We start from the raw sequence: 24797 nt of genomic DNA, 5'->3' as shown, positions 1-24797 counted from the left end.
CTCTGGGCAGAGATCAGGTTCATGTGTGCCGACTGACATATTCCGGGCTCGCTAGGGTGGGCGTCATGCAGACGTGTTATTCCGGAACCGCGGTCCGGGCCGCGGAGCGGACCCTGCTCGACGCCGGCCAGGGCGAAGCGCTCATGCGCCGAGCCGCGTGGGGGCTGGCCACGGTGGTGTTGCGCGAACTCCGCGCTCGCGGACCCGTGTCCGGTACCACCGTGGCCGCACTGGTGGGAACCGGCAACAACGGCGGTGACGCACTCTGGGCACTCGCCTTCCTGCGCCGCCGCGGCGTGGATGCCGTGGCCGTACCTTCGGGGGAGCGGATGCACCAGGCTGGTCTGGCGGCGTTGTTGAAGGCCGGCGGGCGCGTGGCGCACGCCGTGCCGGACTCGGCCGTGCTGCTGATCGACGGGGTGCTCGGGACCGGCGCGCGCGGTGGCTGGGAGCCGCCGCGCGTACCGGAGGGGGCGGCCGTCGTCGTTGCCTGTGATCTGCCCTCCGGCGTGGATGCCGATACGGGTCATGTGGCCGGGGGCGTCATTCCCGCAGACGTCACCGTCACCTTCGGAGCGCTGAAGACCGGGCTGGTGGTGGGTGCCGGGGCCCACGCTGCCGGGCGAGTGGAGGTGGTGGACATCGGGTTGGGCCCGCACCTCGGGGCCCCGGACGTCTCCTCGGTGGAGTGTGAGGATGCGCTCGCGGTGTTTGGCCCGCCGGCGTGGGATGACCACAAGTACAGCCGCGGAGTGCTCGGGGTCTGCGCCGGGTCCGATCACTACCCGGGGGCTGCCGTCCTGGTGTGTTCCTCGGCATTGGCCACCGGACTGGGCATGGTGCAGTACGCGGGGCCGGAGCGAGCCGCTGACCTCGTGCTGGCAGCGCACCCCGAGGTGGTGGCGGGCCCCGGAACGGAGGGCAAGGCCCAGGCGTGGGTGGTCGGTCCCGGGCTGGGGTCCGACAAAGATGCTCTGAGTCGGCTGAATGAGGTGGTCGCTGCGTGCGTGGACGCCGGGCTACCACTCGTCCTGGATGCCTCCGCGTTGGCGCTGGTGGAACTCGAAGACCTCGCCCGGCTTCGGTCCGCCGGATGCGACGTGGCGCTGACCCCGCACCAGGGGGAGTTGCTGAAGCTCGTGGACCGGCTGGCTCCTGAGATCGCGGATGGTTTCGCGGATCTGGCGAAGGCCGACCCCGTGGCCGCTGCACGCCGCACGGCGGAGACGCTGGGTGCCGCAGTCCTCCTCAAGGGCTCCACCACGGTGTGCGCCGCGCCGGATGGGCAGACCTTCGTGCAGAACGAGGGTGGGGCGGAACTGGCCACGGCCGGCACCGGGGATTGCCTGGCCGGGCTGGTGGGTTCAGCGTTGGCCAGGACCAGCGGTGACGGTCAGCGATCGACGGTGGAGAAGGCGGCCGCCGCAGCGTGGCTGCACGGGACGGCCGGGAAACGGGCCGCTGAGGGCGGGCCGTTTGGCTCCTCGCGAATGCCAGTCGCAGTGCAGACCGTCCTGGCCGAGCGATAGGGCCATTCGAAGGAGGATGCTTTGATCCAACGCAACACTCGGAACACCTACCGGACGCACTACGTCCGCACCGGCAGGGCCGCAGGGCGGGCCGCACTGCTCGTGGGGGTCCTCGTCATCGGGATCTTCCTCATCGCGTTGCTGAGCCTGCTCATCGGCGTGTTCGGCTGAGCTGCTCACCTCCCACCGCTGGTCCGCGGGTAAAGTGGCCGCAGGGCCCTGGGGGGATCGAGTTCAGAGGATCCACAGCCCCCGACGACGAGGTGATCACCATGATGACTTTGGCAGACCCTAGGTCCCGGTATGCACTGCCGGCTCCCATCGGAACTCACACATGCTGACCCCCGAGCCCCGTGGAGCCTTGAGTGAGGCTGTGTTCTCAGCCATGTGCTCGGGTGAGACGCAGTACCTGGCCGAGGCGCCGGCGTCGGGCTCTGCTGAGGATGCGCAGCTGACCCTGTGGGCCCTGTACGAACAGCACTACCGCGGCTTCGAGGACGTGGCCGGTGAGCTGGAGTGGGACCCGCAGCTCATCTCGGTCCGGCGAGGCCTGGAGCAGGAGTTCGAGGCGACGCTGCGCTCGCGGATGCCATCGGTCCCGGATCCGGAGGGTTTCGAGGAGACGTTCTTCGAGTTCGTCGCCGGGCATGATGGGCCCTCCCTGGCCGCCCACGTGCACCGCAAGGCCACCGAGGAGCAGGTGCGGGAGCTGTTGCGGCACCGCACCGTCTATCACCTGAAGGAGGCGGACCACACCACCTGGGTGATCCCGCGGCTCTCTGACCAGGTCAAGGCCGCCGTGATGGAGCTGCAGTTCGACGAGTACGGCAACGGCGATCCGAACCGGCTGCACGCGCACCTGTTCGTCCGCGGCCTCCAGGACAGTGGGCTCAACTCCGAGTACGGCGCCTACATCAACGAGGCGCCGTTGGAGGTCCTCGAGGAGAACAACGCGATGTCCCTGTTCGGCCTCAACCGACGGCTGCGGGCCGCGTCGCTGGGGTTCCTGGCCGCCTTCGAGGCCACCAGTTCCGCGCCCTCACGCCGGATGGCCCAGGGCCTGCAGCGGCTCGGCTTCCCGGACTCCATGATCGAGTACTACACCGAGCACGTGGAGGCCGACGCCGTGCACGAACAGCTGGCCGTGCGCACCATCTGCGGCGCCCTCCTGGAGGAGGAGCCGGCGCTGCACGACGACATCTACCTCGGGGCGTTCTCAGCCATGGACCTCGCAGACCGCTACGCGCACCGGATGCTCGCGCAGTGGGCGGCATGAGCGGCGATCGGGAAGACCACCTGGAGCATCCGGACGTCATCCTGTGTCCCGGCGGGCCCCTCCTACTGCGGGGAGACCACGTGGTGCAGGACGAAGAGGGGACGGAGCACCGGACCACCCGGCCCGTCAGTGCCGTCTGCCGCTGTGGCAGTTCGGCGATCAAGCCGTGGTGCGATGGCACGCACAAGATCCTGCAGCAGCGCGAGAAGCGCCACCAGAACTGATCAGCGGGACAGCCGCACCAGCACGCCGCGCTCGAACTCCCGGGTCTCCGCCACGGTGAGCCGCCCGCCGGTCTGCTCGGCGGCGTAGGCCGCGATGGTCTCCGCCTGCGCCAGGTTCCCCAGCTGGAGTAGGCCCGCGCCGCCCTCGGCCAGGTGCTGATCCATCAGGTCCACACAGGTGCGCGCCAGGTCCAGGCCGTCCCCGCCGCCGTCGATGGCCAGCACCGGGTCCTCGGGGAACCAGGAGGTCTCCGTGGAACGGACCCACGGCGGGTCCGCCACGATCAGGGGGAAGCGCTCACCGGGCTGCAGGACCTCCTCCATCCGCCCCCGCCGGAAGGCGATCTGGCTGGCGAGGCCATTGGTGGACGCGTTCGTCAGGGAGAACTCCTCGGCGGCAGGGTTGACGTCCACCATGACCAGTTCGCGGTGGGTGTCCTTCACCGCGCCCAGTCCGATGTGCCCGGCTCCGGCGCACAGTTCCAGGACCGGTCCCTCGGGGGCCTGGGGGAGGAGCTCGGCGGCCCAGGAGGACTGCGCCTCCGTCCACGGGCGGGGCTCGAGGACGCGGTGATCGTAGGCGATGTCCAGGCCGCGGAAGGTCAGGTGGGGCATGGGATTCATTGTGCCGGACTCCGGCTCCACGACCTCACCCTCGTGGCTAGAATGCGGTCCATGACTCATTTCGTGCTCGTGCATGGCGCGTTCCATGGCGCCTGGTGTTGGGACAAAGTGGCTGCCGCACTTCAGCAAGCGGGACATTCCGTGAGCGCCCCGGACCTTCCTGGAGCAGGCGAAGACGGAACGCCCTTGGAACAGGTCGATCTGGACCGTGCCACCGAACGCGTGGTCGGGGCCTTGCGCGCCGGCCCGGAACCGGCTGTCCTGGTGGGCCACAGCATGGGCGGGGTGGTGGTCACCCAGGCCGCGGCACGAGTTCCGGACCGGGTGTCCCGATTGGTCTACCTCACCGCCTTCCGTCCCAGTGACGGAGAATCCCTGCTGGAACTCACGGGGCTGCCCGAGGGGGCTGGCGATGGTGTTCAGGCCAACATCACGGTCGACGGCGAGCCGCCGATCGCCACGTTCGATCTGGCGCAGGCGCGATCGGTCTTCTACAACGGCGTTGCCGAGGAGGAGGCCGCTGCGGCGGTGGAGCGGTTGGACCGTCAACCGCTGGCCGTCTTCGCCACACCGGTGTCCCTCGAAGGGGCCGAGCTGCCGCCGGCGGATTACGTGGTCTGCACGCAGGACCACGCCATCCCACCGGCCCTGCAACGGCTCATGGCCGGACGCTCGCCCGCACGGGTCAGTGAGCTGGACGCCGGGCACTCACCGTTCCTCTCGCATGTCGATGCCGTGGTGGGGATCCTCGAACGGTCAACGAAGCAGTCCTAAGGGTCCTGCGCTCCGGTGAAGTCACGCACCTGGACGGGGTGCCGCCGTCGGGCCTTCCCGGAGGCCGCCCGTCCTCTGCCACGCCCTCAGGACGCCGCGCGCAGCCCCAGCTCCGCCACCTGACGCTCGTTCTCGAGTAGTCCGAGGAGGTACTGGCCGTAGCCGGATTTGGTGAGGGGTTCGGCCACACGGCGGAGGTCCTCGTCCGTGAGGAAGCCGCGGCGCCAGGCGACCTCTTCGGGGGCGGAGACCTTCAGACCCTGGCGTTTCTCCACGGTGCGGATGAAGTCAGAGGCGTCGTTGAGGTCATCGAAGGTCCCGGTGTCCAGCCAGGCGGTGCCGCGGGGCAGGATGGACACCTGCAGGCGGCCCTGGGCGAGGTAGGCGCGGTTGACGTCCGTGATCTCCAGTTCGCCGCGGGGGGAGGGTTTCAGCTCCCGGGCGATGTCGATGACGCCGTTGTCATAGAAGTAGAGCCCGGGGACGGCGTAGGTGGACCTGGGGTGGGCGGGCTTCTCCTCGAGCGAGAGGACCCGGCCGTGGCGATCGAACTCCACGACTCCGTAGGCGGAGGGGTCCTTGACCTGGTAGCCGAACACGGCGCCGCCGTCGATCTGCTGGAAGCGTTGGAGTTGGTCTCCCATGCCGGTGCCGTAGAAGAGGTTGTCTCCCAGCACCAGGGCCACGGTGTCCGTGCCGATGTGATTCTCGCCGAGGAGGAAGGCCTGTGCGAGACCGTCGGGGGAGGGCTGGTCCCTGTACGTGAGGTTGATGCCGAAGCGGGAGCCGTCTCCGAGGAGGCGGTGGAAGGACTCGGCATCGTGCGGAGTGGTGATGATCAGGATGTCCTGGATGCCGGCCAGGATGAGGGTGGACAGCGGGTAGTAGATCATCGGCTTGTCATAGACCGGGACCAGTTGTTTGGATACACCCAGGGTGATCGGATGCAGCCGGGAGCCGGTGCCCCCGGCCAGGATGATGCCCTTCATGGTGACGAACCTAGGGGCCCCGGCCGGCCGCGGGTAAGGCGGGTGCGTACTCGTTCGATACGTGGGGAGCCCCAGCTGCCTGACTCCGGCCACGCGCCTGCCGCAGGCTTGGAATGTCCGCCGCAGGTGGAAGAATGGCAGGCACTATGTCAACTGACTCGCTGCCCGAATATCGCCAGAGCTTCCGGGACCGCCCCCGCCCCGGGCACACACCCACCGGGTCCTCCAGCACCACCGCGGCGCTGAAGCGGACCGGACCGGCCGAGCGCGCCGCCGTCGTGGACCTGGCCGCCATCCGCCACAACGTGGCCGCCCTGCGCTCCTGGGTGCAGCCGGCCGCGCTGATGGCCGTGGTCAAGGCGGACGGCTACGGGCACGGCGCAGTGCCCGTGGCGCGTGCTGCCCTGGACGCCGGGGCCACCTGGCTGGGCCTGGCCCACGTCTCCGAGGCGCTCGTGCTGAGGGAGGCCGGGATCTCCGCGCCCATGCTCGCCTGGCTGCACACCCGGGACACGCCATTCGGCCGAGCGGTGGAGGAGAACATCGATCTGGGGGCCTCCGGCTGGGAGCTCGAGCCCATCGCCGCGGCCGCCCAGCGCCTCGAACGCCCCGCGCGCGTGCACCTGAAGATCGATACCGGGCTGGGCCGCAACGGCTGCACCCTCGAGGACTGGCCGCAGGTGGTGGAGCGGGCCGCCGCACTGCAGGAGGCCGGCCTGATCCGCGTGGTGGGGATCTTCTCCCACCTGGCGGTGGCGGACGAGGAGGAGCGCGAGGCCGAGACGGACGATCAGCTCAGGCTCTTCCACGGCGCCGTGGAGACCGCGCGGGAGGCCGGCCTCCGCCCGGACGTGCGGCACATCGCCAACACCCCCGGTATCCTCGACCGCCCGGACACCCACCTGGACCTGGTCCGCGCCGGCCTCGGCATCTACGGGCTCACGCCCTTCCCGGACCGTCCCGCCTCAGAGTTCGGTCTGCGCCCCGCCATGTCCGTCACCACCACGGTGGCACAGAACAAGGCGGTGGGCCCCGGCCACGGCGTCTCCTACGGTTACCGCTACAGAACGACGGCGGCCACGCGCCTCGCGCTGATCCCCCTCGGCTACGGCGACGGGGTCCCGCGCCCGGCGCTCGAGGCCCCCGTCTCGATCGGCGGGCAACGCTACGCGGTGGCCGGGCGGATCGCCATGGACCAGTTCGTGGTGGACCTGGGCACCGAGGACCCCGCGGTGGCGCCCGTGGGGGCGGCCGTGGAGCTGTTCGGACCGAAGTCCGGGATCACCGCCGATGAGTGGGCCTCCGCCGCGGGGACCATCAACTATGAGCTGGTCACCCGGATCGGATCCCGCGTGCCGCGCATCCACGTGGACACCCAACCCGGCGTGGACGCGGGGACCCAGTCCCTGCCGGGCCGGTGAGGGACCTGACCGGGGCCGCGTCCCGGCTGCCGGAACCGGTGTGGCGCGTGGAGCTGACCCTGGACGGGGCCGAGGCAACGCAGGCCTGGGCCGCCGAGGTGGCCGCTGTGCTGCAGGCAGGCGACGTACTCATCCTGACCGGTGAGCTCGGGGCCGGCAAGACGACCTTCACCCAGGGGCTCGGCGCCGGACTGGGCGTGCGGGAGGGGATCATCTCGCCGACCTTCGTGCTGTCCCGGATCCACCCATCCGTGGTGGAGGGCGCGGATCTTGTGCACGTGGACGCCTACCGGCTGGGCTCCGCCGGGGAGCTGCTGGACCTGGACCTGGACGCCACCGTGGACCACTCCGTGACGGTGGTGGAGTGGGGGAGAGGGCTGGCCGAATCCCTGGCCGGCTTCCCGGATGACCCGGACGCCTCCTGGCTGGACGTGGAACTGGTCCGTGCTGTGGGTGGCGGGCCCCCCGGGGAGGCCGGCGTCCGTGCCGACGCCGAGGCCGGCACCATCATCACCGACTTCTCCGACGAGGACGGCACCGGATCGGACGAGGTGCGCGCCGCCGTCGTGCAGGCCTACGGCCCCCGCTGGGCAGGAGTCAGTCTGCCCGGAACCTGAGCGTATTGCACCCATCGGTTGCTGGCTCGCAGGGTTTCAACGGTCAGGGGCTAGCAGGTGGGCGGATGGATAGACGGTCGATTTCTTCGCGTGCCCAATCGTCTGTACCGATACTTGCCGGAACAGTGATGACTTTCTCGAACATTCGGACCAACGGGGCGAGATCCTGTTGATCTGAACCAGCACGGGCCGCGAGATGGTTCTCCTCACCATGGACGGGACGCCAGTCCAGCTGCCAACCTGCCTTCAAGGCCACACGGTTCCAAAAGATCCGCTGCGTGCGACCGTTTCCTTCACGGAACGGATGAACGTCTTTTCGTGCATCCACGGTTCTCAACTGGCCGGCCCAATCAAAGACGTCCTGGAACAGGTGGAAATGGATCCGTAGGAGTTCTTGGAGATCATTGGTCGCCTGTACTGGAGAATTCAGCAACTGAAAGGTCCGTGCGAAACTTAGATCGGCTTCCCCGCGGCGAGTTCGGCCACGGTGGTTGCTCCAAGACGGTTCCGGAGGACTTCGGTCCCCGGAATCAGGTATGGATCGACAAACTCAGGTAAGGCCATATCTGGCGCGAACTCGGTCGACGAGTTCGTCGGAGTCAATATGACCTGCGACATATGAGTCTGCGTCGGCGCGGGTATCTTCGGACACGCTTAAACCTTCGAGCTCTGCGCTGTGGATGGCTTCTTCTACTTGCAACTTTCGAGCATCAACGACAGTCATTTCGACCTCCAATCTTCGAGTTCCATTCTACGGGACCACGAGGCTCGGGTGGGATTGTCGAGGGTCCAGCCGTGGACTGACAGGGCTGGACCGCCAGCTACTCCTCCGGAGGAGTGATTTCCCCGGCCAGGATGAGGTCACGGATGATCTCCATCTGCCCCAGGTGCTGGGCCAACTCCGTGTAGACGTGTTGCAGGGCGAAGCCCTGGGTCACGGATTCTGCCGGGGCCACCGCCCGGGAGGGGGCAGCGGGTGGATTCCGTACGGGGGCCGCCGGCTCCACCGCCAGCAGATCGGCAGCGAACCGGCGTTGAAGCTCCTGGACCTCACGCAGCAGCGGGCCCACCGGGCCCTGGGCGGCGAACTCGGCGTCCCGGTCCCGGTGCACCTCGCGGCCCAGGACCACATGATCCACCCAGAAGGTCACCACGCCGCAACAGTGTGTGAGCAGGGAGAAGGGCGAGTTCGCTCCCTCCAGGGCGGGTCTCCGGTTGGCCCGTTCGTCCCCGAGGTCCTCGACGATTCGGGACATGGCGTCCAGGGCCGTGACGCAAAAATGCCGGTAGTCGTCCCGGCCGATCAGGCCATCCAGGCCGTTGAGGACGGTCACGGCGCTTCGCCCCCCGCCGCCTGAGCTGACTCGAGGGCGTACTGCGTGGCCCGGGTGACATGGTGTGCGGCGCGGGCGGACGCGTCCTCGAGATCCGCGGCCAGGTCCATCACGCTGGACGAGGAGACGATGCCGTGCCGGGCCAGATGCTCCCGCGGCACCGTGATGTCCCCGGCCACGAGGACGGCCGGTACGCCCCGGTCCCGGGCCCACTCGGCGGCGGCCAGGGGCGCCTTGCCGTGGGCCGAGCCGGCATCCACCCGGCCCTCCCCGGTGATCAGCAGGTCGGTGTCAGCCAATGCCGCCTCGAACCCCACCAGGTCCGCCACCAGATCGAAGCCCCGCTCCAGCCGGGCCCGGGTGAAGGCCAGGAAACCCGCGGCGAACCCACCGGCGGCCCCCGCCCCGGCCACGTTCACGTCCCGGCCGGAGATCGATTCCAGCAGACCGGCCCAATGGGTCAACGCCGCATCGAGCCGATGGACGGCCGCGGCGTCGGCACCCTTCTGGGGGCCGAAGACGTGCGCGGCACCGCGAGGCCCATACAGATGGTTGTCCACGTCCGTGGCAATGCGGAGATCGGCCCCGGCCAGCCGGGAATCCAGTCCGCTCACCCCAAGGCGGGCGGCCTCGGGCAGCACCTCGCGTCCCGGGCGGAGCGGGGTGCCGTCCCTGGTGTACAGCGTCAGGCCCAGGGCCTGCAGAGCTCCCGCGCCGCCGTCGGTCATGGCGGAGCCTCCCAGGCCGATCACGATCTGCGTTGCGCCGGCATCCAGGGCCGCGCCGATGAGCTGCCCAGAGCCGTAGGAATGGGAGTACAGGGCGGACTCCACCGTGGGTCCGGTCAGCAGCAGGCCGGAGGCAGCCGCCGTCTCGATCACGGCCGTCTGACCGCGCAGGGCCCACCGGGCGTCCACCGTGGACCCCCTCGGGCCGCTCACGCGGGTGAGCTGCTCGGTGAACCCGGCGGCGAGCGCCGCCTCGAGGGTGCCGTCCCCGCCGTCGGCAATGGGCAACTGGACCACGTGGGCCTGAGGATGAACGCGCCGCACGCCCTCGGCCATGGCCGCTGCCGCCTCGGCCGCCGAGAGGGTGCCCTTGAACTTGTCCGGGCTGATTAGGACCCTGACCGGTGCGCTCGGTGCGCCCGGTGCCATCCGTGCCACCGGCCTACGCCCAGGCATCCGGGTTGACCGGGTGCGCCGGCAACTCCCCGCGGGCCATGGCCACGGCATTGCGGGCGCAGACCCGCGCCATGTCTGCCCGGACCGTCTCGGTGGCACTGCCCAGGTGGGGCAGCAGCACCGTGTTGGGCAGCTCGGCCAGGCCCGGTGCGAGGGCTGGCTCGTGCTCGTAGACATCGAGGCCCGCCCCGGCGATCTGGCCGGTACCCAGGGCATGGACCAGCGCGGCCTCGTCCACCACCGGGCCGCGGGCGGTGTTGATGAGGATGGCCGAGTCCTTCATCCGCTCCAGGACGTCCGCGTTGACCAGGTGGCGGGTCTGCTCGGTCAGGGGTACATGCAGGGAGAGATAGTCACTCGTGGAGACCACCTCCTCCCAACTGGCCGGAGCGATGTCACCGGACAGGCCGCTGTACTCCTCGGGGTCCACCGGGCGGCCCTCGGGTGGGCGGGGACAGAACCTGACCTTCATCTCGAAGGCCAGTGCCCGCTGCGCCACCGCCCGCCCGATGCGCCCGAAGCCGGCCAGGCCCAGGGTCCGCCCGGAGACGTCATGGCCGAGCAGCAGGTCCGGCTGCCAGCCGGTGAAGGCGCCGGAACGCAGGAACTGATCCGACTCCACCACCCGGCGGGCGGTGCCCAGGACCAGCAGCAGCGTGAGATCGGCGGTGGCACGGGTGAGGATGTCCGGGGTGTTGGCCACCATGATCGAACGCGCGGTGGCCGCCGCCACATCGATGTTGTTGTAGCCGGCCGCATAGTTGGAGACACCCCGGAGCGTGGCTGCCGCCAGCAGCGTGGCATCCACCGGATCCACCAGTTGGGAGACCAGCACGTCCACGCGGCCGGAGGCGCATTCCCGGTGCAGCTCCTCCCGACTCATCGGCTCCGCCGGGCTCAGTACCCGGCCGGCCTCCGCCAGCAGCTCCATCCCCGGCGCGGGCAGGGGAGTGGTGACCAGAAACGTGGGAGTGTTCATAGCGCCTTTCATGCTGCGCGGGCCGTCCGGCGGATGATCGAACCGGACAGTGCAACGGATGGTCAATGAGTGAGACAGTTCGGTAGGGTCGTGTCCATCAGTCAGGATGATGGATCTGATGGGAACGGTAGGGGTCAGGCATGGAACTCCGGCAACTCGAATACTTCCTGGTTCTCGCCCGCACGCTGAGCTTCACCCGCGCAGCCGCCGAGCTGTTCGTGGTCCAGTCTGCCGTGAGCCAACAGATCGCCAGGCTGGAGGCCCAGCTGGGCGTCCGTCTCTTCGAGCGGACCTCGAAGCGGGTGGTGCTCACCGAGGCCGGTCAGCTGCTCCGCACCAAGGCGCAGGCCCTCACCCAGATGGCCCAGGCGGTCGAGCAGGAGGTCGGCACCTACGGACAGCAGGTCAAGGGAACCCTGCGGGTGGGGCTGTCCCAGGGCGCGCACGCGGCCCTGGATCTGGTGCACCTGTTCGCCCGCTACCACGAGACCTTTCCGGAGGTGCGGCTGGTGATCGGGGACCGGCACACCGCCCTCAAGGAGCTGGCAGCGGGGGTGGCGAACTTCGAGCTGGACGTGGCCTTCGTGTCCCATGACGCGGACCTGGGCCTGCCCCACGGCCTGCAGGGCGTGCGGCTGGCCACCGAGCGGTTGGTGGTGGTGTGCCACCCGGGACACCCCCTGGCCGGCCGGAGCAGCACCACGCTGGCGGACCTGGCGGCAGCCGGCCCCATCCTGGACTCCGCCCCCGAGACCCGGCTGCGCACCATCGTGGACGGTGCCTGGCAACGGGCGGGGATCGAGCGCTCCAGCGCCATCGAGATCTTCGATACCGGGCAGCTGGCCCGGTACGCCGCCAGCGGGCTCGGGGCGGCGCTGGTCTCCACGGCTGGACTGCGCTTCGTCAATCCGCCAGGCGGGCAACAGGACTTCACCATCCTCCAGCTGGAGGACGGCATCGGCTACTCCGTGAGCTGCATCTTCCGGGCCACACTGCAGGGCTCCCCGCCCTCCCGGCATTTCCTGACCATGGTGGCTGACTCCGGACTCGATCCGGAGGTCTCCCAGCGCCTGCGGGAGGCGGCGGGACCCACGGAAGGGTAGCGCCGGCATCGGGCAGGGAAGGCTGCTGGCGCCTTTGCTGGCACCTCTGCTGGTACTTCTCCCGTCATCCATTCAGAGCTCGAGGACCAGGCACGGGGTCTTGCAGCGCGAGACGCACACCATCATGACCTCGTTCTCCTCCCGCTCCTCCTCGCTGAGCACGGCGTCCCGGTGGTCCGGCTCGCCCTCCAGCACGATGGTCTCGCAGGTGCCGCAGGTGCCCTCCTGGCAGGAGTGCGGCACGTTGGCGCCCACCGCGTTGACGGCGTTCAGGACGGAGACCCCCGGCTCCACAGTGATGGTCCGGCCCATCAGGGAGAGCTCCACCTGGAAGGCCTGGTCCCCGCTCTGGTTGGCCTCCACCTCGTTGACGAAGCGCTCCATGTGCAGGGCGGTGGCCGGCCAGGCGGCGGTGAGGGCCTCCGTGGCGTCCATCAGGGGCCCGGGGCCGCAGCAGTAGACGAGGGTGTCCGGGTCCGGGGTGGCCAGGATCCCGGCAAGGTCGATGAAGCCCTGTTCGTCCTGGGGGATCAGATTGATCCGGTCCCCGTACCGTTCGAACTCCTCGGCGAACGCCATGGCCGTGCGCGTCCGGCCGCCGTAGTGCAGGGCCCACTCGGCACCGTTGCGCTCGGCCTGCTCCAACAGGGGGATGATCGGGGTGATGCCGATCCCGCCGGCGATGAAGAGGTACCGCGGTGCCTCCCGCAGCTCGAAGTTGTTCCGTGGGGCGGAGACGTCCAGCTGCTGGCCCACCTGCAGCTGCTCGTGCAGGTAGCTGCTGCCGCCCCGGCTGGCCGGCTCCCGCAGGATGCCCAGACGGTAGACGGACCGGTTGGCCGGATCCGAGCACAGCGAGTACTGCCGCACCAGCTCCTCGCCGTCCGCCCCGGCCACGTGCACGTCCACGTGGGCCCCCGGGGTCCACGCCGGCAGCGCCTCGCCCAGCGGATGTCTCAGGGTGAGGCTGATGACGTTGTCCGCGATGACCTCCTTGGAGGTCACCTCCAGGCGCAACAGCCCGTTCTCGAAGCTGACGGGGTCCTCGCCTCGGTTCAGGAGGGAATGGCTCATGGTGTTCTCCTTTGTTCGCCGTGGTGCTCCGACATGCCGGTGGACCGGGCTCAGCCCAGGTTCTTCTGCCCGTAGACGGACTCGTGCCAGGGGATGAACACGCGCTTGAAGGAGGTGACGATGAAGTACATGGTCAGGCCCAGGACGGCGAGCATGATGATCACCGCGAACAGGCCCGGGGCGTCCAGCTCATTGAGCGTCCGCACCACTAGGTAGCCCAGTCCCTCATTGCCGCCGAGGTACTCGCCCACGATGGCACCGATCACCGCCAGGACGATGGCCGATTCCATGCCAGCGAAGACGTTGGGCATGGTGCTCTTGAGTTCCAGATGGACGAAGGTGTGCCAGCGGCTGGCGTTGAGGCTGCGCATCACGTCCCGCTGTCCCGCATCCACCGAGCGGACGCCCAGCAGGACATTGAGCATGACGGGGAAGAATGCCAACACGGCGGCGATGATCACCTTGGAGGTCATCCCGAAGCCGAACCAGATGACGAACAGGGGGATCAGGGCGACCTTGGGGATGACCTCGATCGCGATGATCAGCGGGCGCACCGTGACCTCGATGATGGGGAACTTGCCCAGGATCACGCCGACGATGCAGCCGATGATCACCCCGGCGGCGAAGCCGACGGAGATCTCCTGGACGGTCACCAGGATGTGTTCCCAGGTGCTCGGCTCCTGGATCATCACCATGAAGGTCTGGAAGATCTGGGACGGCGGGGGCAGCACCAGCTCGGAGACCTCCATCACCCGGACGGAGACCTCCCAGATGGAGAAGAAGATCAGCAGCAGGACCGGGGTGCTGACCCACGGCAGGATCTTGAACAGTCTTTCGCGGGTCATGGTCTACTCCTCTGCGTCGAGTGCGTGGCGGAGCCCGGCCACGACCCGGGTGAATTCGCGTCCGGTCTGGACGTCGATCTGGCGGGGGCGTTCCAGCTCCACCGTGGTGATGTCCTGGATCCGGCCGGGGCGCGGGGTCAGGTGGACCACCCGGTCGCCGAGGAACGCGGCCTCCGAGATGTCATGGGTGACGAAGACCACGGTAGCCTCGGTGGCCAAGGCGATCCGCTGGATCTCCAGGTTCATCCGCTCCCGGGTCATGGCGTCCAGGGCACCGAAGGGCTCATCCATCAGCAACAGCTCCGGCTGGCAGGACAGCGCCCGGGCAATGGCCGCGCGTTGGCGCATCCCGCCGGAGAGCTCACGCGGGTAGGACTTCTCGAAGCCGCCCAGTCCCACCAGATCGGCCAGTTCGCGGGCCCGCGCATGGCGTTCGGCCTTGGATACCCCACGCAGCCGCTGCGGCAGCGAGATGTTGTCCAGGATGTTGTACCAGGGGAAGAGGTTGGCGTCCTGGAAGACGACGCCCAGCTGGCTCACCACCGAGGAATCCACGGAGTTGCCCTTCCAGAGGGACTTCCCGCCGATCCTGACCTCTCCGGAGGTCGGGCTGACCAGGCCGGCCATCACCCGCAGCAGCGTGGTCTTGCCGCAGCCCGACCGGCCGATCAGGGACACGAACTCACGTTTGCGGATGCTCAGGTTGATGTCCGAGAGCGCATGGGTGGTGGCCCGCTTGGTGACGTAGTCCTTGCTCACCCCGGTGATCTCGATCTCGGCGGAGTGTTCAGGCACACCGGGGGGAACGACGCCGGCGCTCGGCGAGGCCGTACCGCCCACCTCAGGTGCCGCCTGGCCTGCCGGTAACTCAGTGACTGTCATGTCTTCACGCACGGTGGGAGACTCCTTCGGTTCTGGGGGTGACCGTGATGACGCCGCTGTCAGCATCCACGTCCACCCAATCGCCGGTCTGGATGAGCTCGACCGGGTCCCGGTCGAGCTCGGAGATCGTGGGGACCCGGGTGACCACGGCCCCCAGGACGGACTTGGTGCTCATGGCGGTGAAGATCATGGCCCGGGGCGCGGTGCCCATCAGACGGGTGCTCTGGAAGAACCCGGACCATCCGGAGGAGCCCTTGGCGCCGGGGAAGATCAGGATCTTGTCCGTGAAGCAGACCTCGAACAGCTCATGCCGGGATTCGATGATGATGCCCCGGGCCGGATCGATCCCGCCCCAACCGGAGATGGTCTCGTGGGAGACCAGGGCTTCACCCGCGGTGCGGCCGGGCACGATCCCGCGCCCCCTGATCTGGAAGGACTGGCCGGTCTGGCGAGGCGGGTTCTGCTGGCGGGACGGGTCGGTCTGGGTGCTCATGACAGTTCTCCTCTCCACTGCCCGGTGACGGCGGCGTCCACGCACTCCTCGAGGGTGCCGAACCACGCCTCGATGCCGAGGATGGCGGGCAGGTAGTGGGCCTGCTTGGCCGAGTCGGTGGCGAAGACGCGGGTGCCGTCCGGGGCGACCTTGGACATGGCCGGGCAGGAATCCGTCAGGACCTTGCCGCCGGCCCGCTGGATGATCTCCGTGTACCCCTGGCGGTCGGCCTCGGTGCGCAGGGCCCGGGGCGTCATGATCCACAGTTCCGTGTCACCGTGCAGGGTGCGGCCCTCCAGGGCCCGGGCGGCACGGGCCACCTGGTCCAGGGAGGCATGCGGGCAGCCCAGGAGGATGAAGTCCACCTCGGTGGACTCGCCCTGGTTGTTCAGCGTCTCGTACATGAGCCGGCGCTCGCGCTCGCCGTAGACGATCGGCTCCGGGGCACGGGCCCCGCCGAACGCCGACTCCAGGGTGGGTGCCTCCGGGGTGAGGCCGGGGATGTGGTAGATCTCCACCCCACCCGAGGAGGCGGTGGCAGCGCCGAAGTGCTTGAGGTCCTCATCCAGTGGGGGAGTCCACTGTCCGGTGATGACTGGCCGGTTCTCCTGCACCGCATCGCCGACGAAGTAGCCGAACATGCCCCAGTCCTGGAAGCCCTGGAGCGGTACCTGAGTCTCGACGTGGTGGGTGCCGAAGCGGTTCTGGGGCAGGTGGTTGCCCCAGTAGGGGATCTTGCCGGTCAGGGACGCGGCACCGGTGGAGGCCGTCCCCTCACAGTTGGTGCGGGCGCCGAGCACGGAGTTGCAGTACACCACGGCGGAGGACTCCATCCAGGCGCAGTGCTCGTCCCGGGCCGGCAGGTTGCCCACCTGGTACGGGGTGCACGTGGCCAGGACGTTGACCCCGAGGTCGGTGACGAAGGCCTCGCCCTCCTCCTGCATCTCGGCCAGATGCGGCGAGTACGGGGTGATGTTCACCGCGTCCTGGCCGAAGCCGTGCTGGAGCTGACAGGTGGGAACCCGCATCGGGGGAATCTCGATGTCCTCGTCGCAGTCCAGGTTGATCACCGAGAAGGACTTGTTCCAGCCGCCCTCCTTCACCAGCTGCGCCTTGACGGGGGACGGCTGGGTCATGGTCCCGGCCACATTGCGGGTATCGCACAGCCGCTCTGCGCCCAGGCCCTCGCCGTAGCGGACCAGCAGGTCCATGGCAGCGGCCACTGCCGGTCCCTCGGTGCCGTCCAGCATGGACTTCTCGTCATCCGTGAGTCTCACCGGTGGTCTCCTCTCTCGTGCGGGCCGTCAGGACGCCACATTGGCGTACACCCGTTCCCGCAGGTCGCTGTGGCTGATGTCCTGGACGCTGCCCGTACCCGATGCTGACTGGGAAGACAGGTCCAGGGCGTGGGCTGCGCCCTCACCCATGGCAGCGCAGGGGCCCATGACCCGCACGCTGGACAGTGCCGCCGCATCCCCGTCCACGCAGCGCCCGGCGGCCACGAGGTTGCGGGAACCCTTCGGGATCAGGCTGCGCAACGGAACGTAGTGCACGTGATCGGTGGTGAACTTCTCCCACACGTAGCCGGTCACCTGATCGTGCAGCTCCACCGGCCAGGCGGTGCGGGCCACCGCGTCCTCGAACTCGTGGCCGGTGCGCACCTCGTTCAGCGTCAGCTGGTGCTCGGCGGCGATCCACCGGGTCTGCCGGCGTCCCGGGAAGCCGTAGGCGCGGACGCTGGCCTGCCCGAAGGCGGCCGGGAACTCCGTGCGCATGAAGTCCACCACGCGGTCGGCCTGGGCGCGGCCCTCCAGCTGGGCCCGGGCCGCGGCCACGGCCTCCAGTGGAGCCTCGATGTGGGTCATGTTCATGACCGCGGTGTTGCGGCCGGGGAAGAAGAAGGCCAGTCCGTCCCGGCGCACCAGGCCGTACTGCTCGGCCTTCTCCTCCACCCGTGCCACCAGTTCCTCCCGTGAGGGCGCCTGCGATTCGTCCAGATTCGCCAGGCGGACCTGCTGGGAACCCCAGACGGTGCGCTCGGGGACCCGGCAGGGCAACCCGGCCTCCCACGTCAGGGCGGCATCACCGGTGGCGTCCACGAATCCGGCGGCATCCACGCGGACATCGCCGTGGCGGGTGGCGAAGGTGGCCGAGGAGACCACCCCGTCCTCCTCGTCCACCCGGTGGACCGAGGCCCCCAGGACCACGGTGATGCCCAGCTCCGAGACCAGGTTCTCCATCCACCGCCCGAGGACCACCTCGTCATAGCTGACCGTCATGGTGTGCGAGCGGTTGAAGGCGATGTCCCCGGTGCGGGAGAGGTCCTTGAACATCGGATCGAAGATCCCATGGGTGAGGTGCCGGTAGTCCGGGCCGATGCCGTAGATCCCGCAGAAGAGCCCGATCAACGAGTTGACGCACTGCCCCCCGAGGACGGGCAGGGCATCCACGAGGACCACCGAGCGTCCCAGCTTCGCCGAGGCCACCGCGGCGGAGATCCCCGCGATGCCGGCCCCCACCACGCAGACGTCCGCTTCGAGCTGTTCAGGGGCCGGCGAACGGTCCTTGGTGACGGTGTGGATCTTCAGTTCCGTGAGTGCGTGGGGCACGGGTTCTCCTTGGTGGCAGTCAGCGATGAGTGGTCAGCGGATGGCGGTCAGAGGTGGCGCGGGCCGGGATCCTCCCGGTCCGCTCACTCGGGCAGCAGGCTGTTGTCCACCCACTCCGCCGGGTCCAGGCCGGAGGGCAGGTCGCCGGCGTCCACCAGCTCCTCATAGCCCTCGGTCCATTCGCCCTCATCCGTGGTCAACAGGGGCGATTCGCCACCGTTGGTCCACTGGCGGCGCTGCTCCTCGAGGCCTTCCTTGGCGATCGCGTCATCATTCAAGGCGGCGAAGTCGTATTCGCTGCGCAAGGTCTCGATGGTGTCCGTGAGCTCCTCGTCCTCCACGATGGCCGTGGTGGCCTCCTTGATGGCGGCCATGTACTTCTTGAGCGTCTCCGGGTTCTCCTCCATGGACTCAGGGGTGCTGACGTAGACCTGGGCTCCGGCGGTGAGGGCATCGCTGAAGTCGAAGATCTCGGCGTCCTCGTTCTGCTGCTGGGCAATGAGGGCGCTGTCATGGCTGACCATGTAGCCGGCCAGGGTGCCCTTCTGGACCAGCTGGAACGTGGCCGGGGTCAGGCCGACCACCTGCTGCTGGACATCGGAGGATTCGAAGCCCGCGTTCTGCATCATCAGGGAGATCGTCTTGCTGCTGCTGCCGCCCTCGGAGGGCACGCCGACGGTCTTGCCCACAAAGTCCTCCGCGCTCTCCAGGGGAGCCTCGGAGGAGTACAGCAGCTTGATGGACGGGTTGCGGCTCAGGGTGCCCACGTTCTTGAGGTCCATCTCCTCCGCGCCGACCGCGTTGTAGACGTCCAGGGCGCCGATGCGCGTGATGTCCCCGGCTCCGGAGAGCAGCAGCTGCATGGCCTGCGGTGAGCCCTTGACCTCCTGGATCTCCACGTCCAGCCCGTGTTTCTCGAAGTATCCGCCGGAGACGGCCATCATCTCCGGGGCCATCGAGAGGGTCTCCATGGGCAGGTAGCTGAGGAACGTGATCTCCTCCAGCTCGCCCGAGTTGGCTGAGTCGGCATTCGACTCCGATCCGGCTTCCGCTCCAGCTCCGGCGCCGCAGCCCGCGAGCAGGCTGGTGCCGAGGGCTGCTACTGCCAGGGCCGCCAGGGGGCGGCCGCGGGGGGTCTGGTGCTGGGGATCGGTGGTGGTCCTGAATACGCGATTGAGGCGATTCATGATGGTGTCTCCTTGGACGGGTGCTCGAACTTCGGGGCGACGCTCGTGCGCCGCTCTTGATCTGTTGAGGTGGTCTCGACGGTTCCATCATCGGCAGGTGTGACACAGGCCACTTTCCGGATATCGGAAGGAGACCTCGGGAAGGCGAGGGGCCGGCGTCGGGCGCGGGTTTCCTAGCCCGGCACCGGCATCAGGTGGCCGCCGTTGCGCAGGCCCCGGGAGATGCCCTTGGCTGAGGCCTGCAGCATGTAGCCCAGCGGCTTCCGGTCCGACTGCTCGTGCGGGACGATCAGGGACAGGGCCGCATGAGCCGAGCCGTCCGGTGCGAAGATCGGCACGGCGACGGCCGTGTAGCGGACATTGATCTGCCGGTCGCCGATCGCGAGCCCCTCGTGGCGCACCTGGGCCAGGAGCTGCCGGAGGCGGTCCGGGGTGGTCTCCGTGTACGGAGTGAACCGTTGCAGCGGCTTGGCCAGCACGGACTCCTGGACCTCTGCCGGCGCGAAGGCCAGCATGGCCATCCCCACCGCCGTCACATGCAGCGGGTACCGGGCCCCGATGCGCGGTCGCTCGTCAGGCGCCCCGACGGGGACCAGGCGCTCCACGAAGACCGCCTCCTCCTGTTCGCGGATGCTCAGGTGCACGGGCAGGTGGGTGGTCTCCGAGAGGTCCTGCATGAACGGCAGGGCCACGCGCTGCAGGCCCACGGACCGGGGTGCGTGGGCGGCGATCTCCCAGAGCCGCAGGCCCACGTGGTATTCCCCGTTGACCTTGCGCTCCAGGGCCCCGCTGTCCGTCAGTTCCGCCACGATCCGGTGGCAGGTGGTCAGCGGCAGGTGGGTCCGCCGGCTGATCGCCGAGATGGTCTGCTGGGCATGCCGGGTATCGAAGGAGCCGAGGATGCGCAGGGCGCGCTCCACCACGGAGCGTGGGACCAGCTCCTGCCCTCCAGGGTGCTGGACCGCGCGGTGGTGGACTGCGGGATCGGCGACCTGCCTCATGGATCTCATCGTGGTCCGCTATGCGTCCAGCCGGTAGAAGTCCCGGGCGTTGCCGTGCAGCACCGCCGATCGTTCCTCCGGGGTGAGGGCGTCCAGCAGGCGCTCGCGCTCGCCGCCGTGGTGATGCGGGAAGTCCGAGGCGAACATCAACAGGTCCCCCGCGCCGATCTGGTCCAGGATCTGCCGGACGTGCACGGGGTCCGGGGGGAGCTGGACGGGCTCTGTGGAGGCCCGGATGTTCTCGAGCAGGTAGTGCGCAGGCTCGTGCTTCATCCACGGCACCTCACGCCAGATGGCCTTCCAGTCCTTCTGGAACCGCATCATCAGGGCCGGCAGCCAGCTGAACCCGCACTCCAGCAACGCCACGCGCAGATCCGGGAACTGATCGAAGACGCCCTCGGTGACCAGGCTGACCAGCTGCTCCTGCACCAACACCTGCGAGTTGAGCAGGTAGTCGTCGATGTAGGTGTTGGTGAAGCCGGCGCTGACCGGGGCGCTGCCGCGGCGGCCCCAGGCGTGCAGGCCGACCACGAGCCCGTGGCGGTCCGCCGCCTCGAAGATCTCCCGGAATCGGACGTGGCCGTAGCGGGCGTCATGGCCGCGAACGGGCAGGAGCACCTGGACGAACCGGCCGTCAGGGCCCACGCGGTCGATCTCCGCGACGGCGGCCCGGACGTCCACGGAGGGGACGACGATGCTGCCGCGCAGGCGGCTGTCCTGCGCCAGCCACTCCTGCGCCATCCAGTCGTTGATCGCGCTGGTGACCGCGGCCTGGCAATAGGGGTTGCGGTTGGCCCCGAAGGAGCTGACGCAGTTGAGGATGGCGGTGGCCGGCTGGTCCACGTCCAGGTAGTCACTGCGCAGCGTCTCCAGCCGCTGGGGCAGCGGTCCACCCGAGGTGGCGAAGCTCGGGGGGTAGGACGCGCCCGCGGCGGGGGACAGGTCCGTCTCGGCATCGGCGAAGTACTCGTTCCAGTAGGCGCTCAGGTAGGGCGCCAGGTCCTGGATGGACGCAGGTGCCACATGGACGTCCACGTCCACGGTCTGGGTGGCCACTGCCGTGTCCTGGATTGCCGTGTCACTGACCGCCGTCATCGGGCGACCTCCTGCTTCTTCTCGTTGAATCGGTAGAGACGCTCCCCGTTCTCATGGAGGATGCGCCGCTGGAGATCGGCCGGCAGATGCTGCAGGGCCAACGCGGGGGAGTCGAAGTCCCAGTGCGGGTAGTCGGAGGAGAAGACGATCCGGTCCGTCATCCCGGTCATCTCGTAGAGTTCCGCCACGTCCTGGGGGTCCTTGGACTCCTCGATCGGCTGCGTGGTGAACCAGTAGTGCTCGCGGAAGTACTCCGAGGGCAGCCGCCGCAGTCTCGGATAGTCCTGACGCAGCACCGAGTACGCGGAGTCCATGGACCACATCAGGGGGGCGGCCCAGGTGATGCCCCCCTCGATCAGGACCACCTGCAACGTGGGGAACTCGTCGAACACGCCCTCGAGGATCATGTTCATGGCCAGGGCCACCATGGTGTTGCCCGTGGTCACGTGCTCCTCGAGGTAGAAGGACGGCCAACCCGCGCCCATGTGCGGTAGCCCTCCGACGTGGACGCCGACGGGCAGGCCGGCCTCGACGGCCGCCGCGAAGATGGGCCAGTACCTCGGTTCACCCAGGGAGTGCAGCGCGTTGGAGGGCAGCAGGACCTGGGCGAACCGCGGGTCCTCGGCGCAACGGCGGATCTCCTGGGCCGCCAGCTCCGGCGCCTCGTGGGAAACGCAGATGCTCGAGTGCAGCCGGGGTTCGGGGTCCAGGAAGAGGTCCTTGATGCCGTCGTTCATCGCCCGGCACAGGTCCGCGGTGAACCGGGGTTCGCCGACGCCGAGCGTGGCGGCCTGCAGGGGGATGAGGATGCCGTGGTTGATGCCGTACCGGTTCAGCAGCTGATCCTGCATCATCTCCAGGGAGCTGCCCGGGGGACCCTCGGCCGGCCGGGCGTCGAGCCGCTGGCCGCCGTTGCGGACGCGGGGCGTCATCTCCGGGGGTGAGGGGACGCGGTGGCCATGCTGCAGCCACTGCTCCCGATGCACCGGGTCATGCATCCGCTCGGCGATCTGGTGCCGCATGAGGGTGGGGTGGATGTCACCGTCCACATGGGCCATGGCCGGGACCGGGGGGGCCTGGGCTGTGGCGGCGGACTGTTCACGGGTCATGGTCATGGGGCACTCACTCCTGGGGTGGTGGCTGGGATCTTCGGACGGGCACGCGGGCTGGTGTCGATCACCACGTAGTCCTCGTCCACCTGGACGTCGAAGGTGTCGGCGACGTAGGGGCCGGGGGTGCGTTGACCGGAGGTGGTGGGGGCAGGGGCGGCGGTGCCCAGATCGCTGCCCGGCGTCACGTTCACGCCGTATCCGCGGGCCGGTGGTTCACCGGGGCCGAGGAAGGACTGGCCAGTGGAGAGTTCGTACTCCCAGCCGTGCCACGGGCAGGCGACGAAGGTGGCCTCCTCGTCCAGGGCCGCCTCGCCCGGCGCGGAGGAGTATGCCCAGGACTTGGTGCGTCCGAGGCAGAGGGGGCCGCCCTGGTGCGGGCACGAATTGGCCAGGGCGTAGAAGGAATCGCCGATCCGGTAGACGCCGATGGACCGGTTCCCCGCCTCGACGATTCGTTTCTCCCCGGCGGCGAACTCGGAGGCTCGGCCAACAACAATCTTCATCGGTGATGAGGTCCTTCCACGGTGGATCGCACCCCCGGTGCTGCGGCCGGCGAGGGCTACGGGGTGCGGCAGTCAGCTGACGCTGAAGTGCATGCCTCCAGTGTGATCCGGGTCTCACCATCTGTCCAATGACTAAGTCGGATCATATCCATCAGTGGCAGTGATGATTGGGGTCTCGCTCAGGAGGTCGCCGGTCGCCGGTCGCCGGCGTGGACCTGGGCCGATGGGGAGTACTCCCCATCGACCCCGTCCGGCCCCTTTCGTACGGTCAGGTGGACGGAGTGAATCAGGCCGGCGTGAGCGGCGCTGGGGAGGGCCAGGGATGACAGCGAACTTTGAGGTGGACGCCGAGCAGTGCCGGCGCATCGTGTCGGATGTGCTCAGGGAGGCGGAGGCCTATGACCAGCACGGTCGCACGGTGGCGGATCTGTTCGTTGAGGTGCGCTGGGTGCAGAACCTGGGACCGATGACCCGTTCCGTGATCGATGAGGTACGGGAGAAGTGCGTCGAGGGCATCCTGAACATGCACCGGGACGTCCAGGAGGGTGCCCTGGGAGTCATCCGTGGCGTGGAGGCCTTCAACAACTCGGAACTGCAGATGGTCGCGGACGTGCAGCGTGCGGGGACTGCCGGGGAGGGTTCCCAGCATGCATAGGTACTTCACGTGGAACGATCTCGAGGATCCGGTGGACGCGGACGCCTTGGAAGAGGTGGCCACCGCCATCCACTGGGCCTGCATTGACGTCTCTGATGTGGACCGGCCCGTCCTGCAGAGGTGGCATGCCCTGGACTCCGCCTTTCAGGTGGCCGGAGCCTCCGAGCAGATCCATTCGGCCCTGGACCGCTCCTCGAATGCCAGCCGCAGCATGGCCGGCACCGGCTATCGCCTGGAGAAGATCCTCTACGCCTACGCCCAGGCCGCCCGCACCCACGGGGAGAACCGTATTGCCCTGGGGGAGGAGATCGGCCAGTATCACGAGGCGGTGAAACTGCACGGGGACGATCCCACCTGGGAGCGGCGCCTGGACGACTGGTACGAGCGGCTGGCCCTGCGGAGGCGGCAGGTCAATGAGGAGTACGCGGAGAACGATGAGAACTGCCACCGCGCCCTGAGGGGTTATCTGGACGGCGCGCTGACCACCCTGGAGTATGGCTTCCCCCGTGGGCCGCGGCCCGAGGGGGATGACCGGGTGACCGAGCCTGGAGCTCCGACGCCGGAAGAGGGCGAAATCCTTCCGGAGGGCCCCCTGGAGGGAGGCCCGCTGCTCTTCGGCGGGGACGATCCCTACTCGCCGCCCCTGCCTGATCCTGAGGAGTTGCCCAAGGCCGAGGTGCCCAAGGTCGAAGTGCCCAAGGTCGAAGTGCCCAAGGTCGAGGTGCCCGAACCGCCGCGCGTCCCCCTCCCGGACGATCCCCTGGTCACGCTTCCGGCCTATCCGGACGAGCCTCGGCTCGGAGGGTCCGGTGGCGAGGGGGAGTCCGGCGGTGGTGGCAAGGTCCAGCCCATCATTCCGGAGCCCGACGACGACGGTTCGGCGGGTCGGGGCAAAGCACCTCTGGAGTCGCCCGAGGAGGACGACGAGGTCGCCAGAGGATCTGGAGGTCCAGAGGGCGCCGGGGGCTCGGGCAAGCTGACGCTCAGCCCGATCGAGCCGGACGACGAGCCTGTGCGCGACTCGGGAAAGCTTCGTCTGGAACCGGACGAGGACGAGGGCTATGCCGTGGCTGACACCGGCAAGGCCGAGCTGGGTGGTGCTCCGGTAGAGGTTCCGGAGGAGCCCGAGGAGCCCCAGGAGGCCGAGCTGGACGGTGCTCCGGTCGAGCTCGACACTGAGCCGGGCCTCGCGCTCGGAGGTGCCGGGGCCGCGGTGGCCGCGGCTGCCGCGGCGGGCGCCGCAAAGGCCCGCTGACCTGCTGGTGTCGAGTCTGTAGGGATTCACCT

General features: G+C 68.8%; 28 protein-coding genes. 10 read left to right on the top strand and 18 right to left on the bottom strand.

Annotated elements, in window-relative coordinates; genetic code table 11:
* Positions 1 to 65: 65 nt before the first annotated feature.
* The 4 genes from IMT31_RS04515 to IMT31_RS04500 all read left to right on the top strand — a co-directional run bounded on the left by IMT31_RS04515 (position 66) and on the right by IMT31_RS04500 (position 3029).
* Complete coding sequence (locus IMT31_RS04515) at positions 66 to 1529, top strand: NAD(P)H-hydrate dehydratase (protein ID WP_413543918.1); 1464 nt, start codon at positions 66 to 68, stop codon at positions 1527 to 1529.
* Positions 1530 to 1550: 21 nt separating this feature from the next.
* On the top strand, positions 1551 to 1700 hold the full coding sequence (locus IMT31_RS04510; protein WP_413543917.1) for a hypothetical protein: 150 nt from the start codon (positions 1551 to 1553) through the stop codon (positions 1698 to 1700).
* Positions 1701 to 1890: 190 nt separating this feature from the next.
* A complete protein-coding gene (locus tag IMT31_RS04505) occupies positions 1891 to 2805 on the top strand; it encodes an iron-containing redox enzyme family protein (protein WP_413543916.1) in 915 nt (304 codons plus the stop codon).
* The gene (locus IMT31_RS04500; protein ID WP_413543915.1) at positions 2802 to 3029 is read left to right on the top strand and encodes a CDGSH iron-sulfur domain-containing protein; all 228 of its coding nucleotides are present in this window, start codon (positions 2802 to 2804) and stop codon (positions 3027 to 3029) included. The genes IMT31_RS04505 and IMT31_RS04500 overlap by 4 nt, the downstream gene beginning before the upstream one ends.
* Here the strand turns inward: IMT31_RS04500 and IMT31_RS04495 are convergent, their stop codons facing one another.
* On the bottom strand, positions 3030 to 3644 hold the full coding sequence (locus IMT31_RS04495; RefSeq protein ID WP_413543914.1) for a methyltransferase: 615 nt from the start codon (positions 3642 to 3644) through the stop codon (positions 3030 to 3032). It lies immediately after the preceding gene.
* Positions 3645 to 3695: 51 nt separating this feature from the next.
* On the opposite strand from IMT31_RS04495, the gene IMT31_RS04490 reads away from it, so the two are divergent.
* Entirely contained in the window at positions 3696 to 4427 is a 732-nt protein-coding gene (locus tag IMT31_RS04490; protein ID WP_413543913.1) for an alpha/beta fold hydrolase, read from the top strand.
* An 86-nt stretch (positions 4428 to 4513) separates the two neighbouring features.
* On the opposite strand, the gene rfbA is transcribed toward IMT31_RS04490, so the two are convergent.
* Entirely contained in the window at positions 4514 to 5416 is a 903-nt protein-coding gene (gene rfbA, locus IMT31_RS04485) for a glucose-1-phosphate thymidylyltransferase RfbA (protein WP_413543912.1), read from the bottom strand.
* A gap of 146 nt (positions 5417 to 5562) precedes the next feature.
* Here rfbA and alr point away from each other — a divergent pair, with 146 nt between their 5' ends.
* Positions 5563 to 6837 carry an alanine racemase gene (gene alr, locus IMT31_RS04480; RefSeq protein ID WP_413543911.1) on the top strand — a complete coding sequence of 425 codons (1275 nt, stop codon included), beginning with the start codon at positions 5563 to 5565 and terminating at the stop codon, positions 6835 to 6837.
* Positions 6834 to 7454 carry a tRNA (adenosine(37)-N6)-threonylcarbamoyltransferase complex ATPase subunit type 1 TsaE gene (tsaE, locus tag IMT31_RS04475; RefSeq protein ID WP_413543910.1) on the top strand — a complete coding sequence of 207 codons (621 nt, stop codon included), beginning with the start codon at positions 6834 to 6836 and terminating at the stop codon, positions 7452 to 7454. The genes alr and tsaE overlap by 4 nt, the downstream gene beginning before the upstream one ends.
* Before the next feature lie 43 nt (positions 7455 to 7497).
* On the opposite strand, the gene IMT31_RS04470 is transcribed toward tsaE, so the two are convergent.
* The 5 genes from IMT31_RS04470 to IMT31_RS04450 all read right to left on the bottom strand — a co-directional run bounded on the left by IMT31_RS04470 (position 7498) and on the right by IMT31_RS04450 (position 10951).
* A complete protein-coding gene (locus tag IMT31_RS04470) occupies positions 7498 to 7887 on the bottom strand; it encodes a hypothetical protein (RefSeq protein ID WP_413543909.1) in 390 nt (129 codons plus the stop codon).
* A gap of 117 nt (positions 7888 to 8004) precedes the next feature.
* Complete coding sequence (locus tag IMT31_RS04465) at positions 8005 to 8178, bottom strand: hypothetical protein (RefSeq protein WP_413543908.1); 174 nt, start codon at positions 8176 to 8178, stop codon at positions 8005 to 8007.
* A gap of 97 nt (positions 8179 to 8275) precedes the next feature.
* Positions 8276 to 8788, bottom strand: a complete 513-nt coding sequence (locus IMT31_RS04460) for a DUF664 domain-containing protein (RefSeq protein WP_413543907.1) — start codon at positions 8786 to 8788, stop codon at positions 8276 to 8278.
* Positions 8785 to 9945: a glycerate kinase gene (locus tag IMT31_RS04455; RefSeq protein ID WP_413543906.1), complete on the bottom strand. Its 1161-nt coding sequence runs from the start codon at positions 9943 to 9945 to the stop codon at positions 8785 to 8787. Before IMT31_RS04455 ends, IMT31_RS04460 begins: the two co-directional genes overlap by 4 nt.
* Before the next feature lie 13 nt (positions 9946 to 9958).
* A complete protein-coding gene (locus tag IMT31_RS04450) occupies positions 9959 to 10951 on the bottom strand; it encodes a 2-hydroxyacid dehydrogenase (RefSeq protein WP_413543905.1) in 993 nt (330 codons plus the stop codon).
* A 140-nt stretch (positions 10952 to 11091) separates the two neighbouring features.
* On the opposite strand from IMT31_RS04450, the gene IMT31_RS04445 reads away from it, so the two are divergent.
* Positions 11092 to 12054: a LysR family transcriptional regulator gene (locus IMT31_RS04445; protein WP_413543904.1), complete on the top strand. Its 963-nt coding sequence runs from the start codon at positions 11092 to 11094 to the stop codon at positions 12052 to 12054.
* Positions 12055 to 12126: 72 nt separating this feature from the next.
* On the opposite strand, the gene IMT31_RS04440 is transcribed toward IMT31_RS04445, so the two are convergent.
* The 11 genes from IMT31_RS04440 to IMT31_RS04390 all read right to left on the bottom strand — a co-directional run bounded on the left by IMT31_RS04440 (position 12127) and on the right by IMT31_RS04390 (position 22855).
* A complete protein-coding gene (locus IMT31_RS04440) occupies positions 12127 to 13128 on the bottom strand; it encodes a PDR/VanB family oxidoreductase (protein WP_413543903.1) in 1002 nt (333 codons plus the stop codon).
* 50 nt (positions 13129 to 13178) lie between these two features.
* On the bottom strand, positions 13179 to 13973 hold the full coding sequence (locus tag IMT31_RS04435; RefSeq protein ID WP_413543902.1) for an ABC transporter permease: 795 nt from the start codon (positions 13971 to 13973) through the stop codon (positions 13179 to 13181).
* Positions 13974 to 13976: 3 nt separating this feature from the next.
* Positions 13977 to 14768 carry an ABC transporter ATP-binding protein gene (locus IMT31_RS04430; protein ID WP_413543901.1) on the bottom strand — a complete coding sequence of 264 codons (792 nt, stop codon included), beginning with the start codon at positions 14766 to 14768 and terminating at the stop codon, positions 13977 to 13979.
* Between the two features lie 91 nt (positions 14769 to 14859).
* The gene (locus IMT31_RS04425) at positions 14860 to 15348 is read right to left on the bottom strand and encodes an aconitase X swivel domain-containing protein (RefSeq protein WP_413543900.1); all 489 of its coding nucleotides are present in this window, start codon (positions 15346 to 15348) and stop codon (positions 14860 to 14862) included.
* Positions 15345 to 16625, bottom strand: a complete 1281-nt coding sequence (locus IMT31_RS04420) for an aconitase X (RefSeq protein ID WP_413543899.1) — start codon at positions 16623 to 16625, stop codon at positions 15345 to 15347. Before IMT31_RS04420 ends, IMT31_RS04425 begins: the two co-directional genes overlap by 4 nt.
* 27 nt (positions 16626 to 16652) lie before the next feature.
* On the bottom strand, positions 16653 to 17957 hold the full coding sequence (locus IMT31_RS04415) for an FAD-dependent oxidoreductase (RefSeq protein WP_413543898.1): 1305 nt from the start codon (positions 17955 to 17957) through the stop codon (positions 16653 to 16655).
* A gap of 83 nt (positions 17958 to 18040) precedes the next feature.
* On the bottom strand, positions 18041 to 19144 hold the full coding sequence (locus IMT31_RS04410; RefSeq protein ID WP_413543897.1) for an ABC transporter substrate-binding protein: 1104 nt from the start codon (positions 19142 to 19144) through the stop codon (positions 18041 to 18043).
* Between the two features lie 173 nt (positions 19145 to 19317).
* Positions 19318 to 20145 (bottom strand): IclR family transcriptional regulator, encoded by an 828-nt coding sequence (locus IMT31_RS04405; protein ID WP_413543896.1) that lies wholly within the window; start codon positions 20143 to 20145, stop codon positions 19318 to 19320.
* Positions 20146 to 20163: 18 nt separating this feature from the next.
* Positions 20164 to 21240, bottom strand: coding sequence for an amidohydrolase family protein (locus tag IMT31_RS04400; RefSeq protein WP_413543895.1), 1077 nt, complete (start codon positions 21238 to 21240; stop codon positions 20164 to 20166).
* Positions 21237 to 22355: an amidohydrolase family protein gene (locus IMT31_RS04395; protein WP_413543894.1), complete on the bottom strand. Its 1119-nt coding sequence runs from the start codon at positions 22353 to 22355 to the stop codon at positions 21237 to 21239. Before IMT31_RS04395 ends, IMT31_RS04400 begins: the two co-directional genes overlap by 4 nt.
* Entirely contained in the window at positions 22352 to 22855 is a 504-nt protein-coding gene (locus IMT31_RS04390) for a Rieske 2Fe-2S domain-containing protein (protein WP_413543893.1), read from the bottom strand. Before IMT31_RS04390 ends, IMT31_RS04395 begins: the two co-directional genes overlap by 4 nt.
* 322 nt (positions 22856 to 23177) lie before the next feature.
* Here IMT31_RS04390 and IMT31_RS04385 point away from each other — a divergent pair, with 322 nt between their 5' ends.
* Both IMT31_RS04385 and IMT31_RS04380 read left to right on the top strand, forming a co-directional pair.
* Positions 23178 to 23510: a hypothetical protein gene (locus IMT31_RS04385; RefSeq protein ID WP_413543892.1), complete on the top strand. Its 333-nt coding sequence runs from the start codon at positions 23178 to 23180 to the stop codon at positions 23508 to 23510.
* On the top strand, positions 23503 to 24765 hold the full coding sequence (locus IMT31_RS04380; RefSeq protein ID WP_413543891.1) for a hypothetical protein: 1263 nt from the start codon (positions 23503 to 23505) through the stop codon (positions 24763 to 24765). The genes IMT31_RS04385 and IMT31_RS04380 overlap by 8 nt, the downstream gene beginning before the upstream one ends.
* Positions 24766 to 24797: the final 32 nt, after the last annotated feature.

The sequence above is a fragment of the Citricoccus nitrophenolicus genome, assembly GCF_047305825.1.
Classification (GTDB): domain Bacteria; phylum Actinomycetota; class Actinomycetes; order Actinomycetales; family Micrococcaceae; genus Citricoccus; species Citricoccus nitrophenolicus.
The sequence above is the reverse complement of the archived record's forward strand: the minus strand, read 5'-3'. Positions and strand labels throughout refer to the sequence as shown.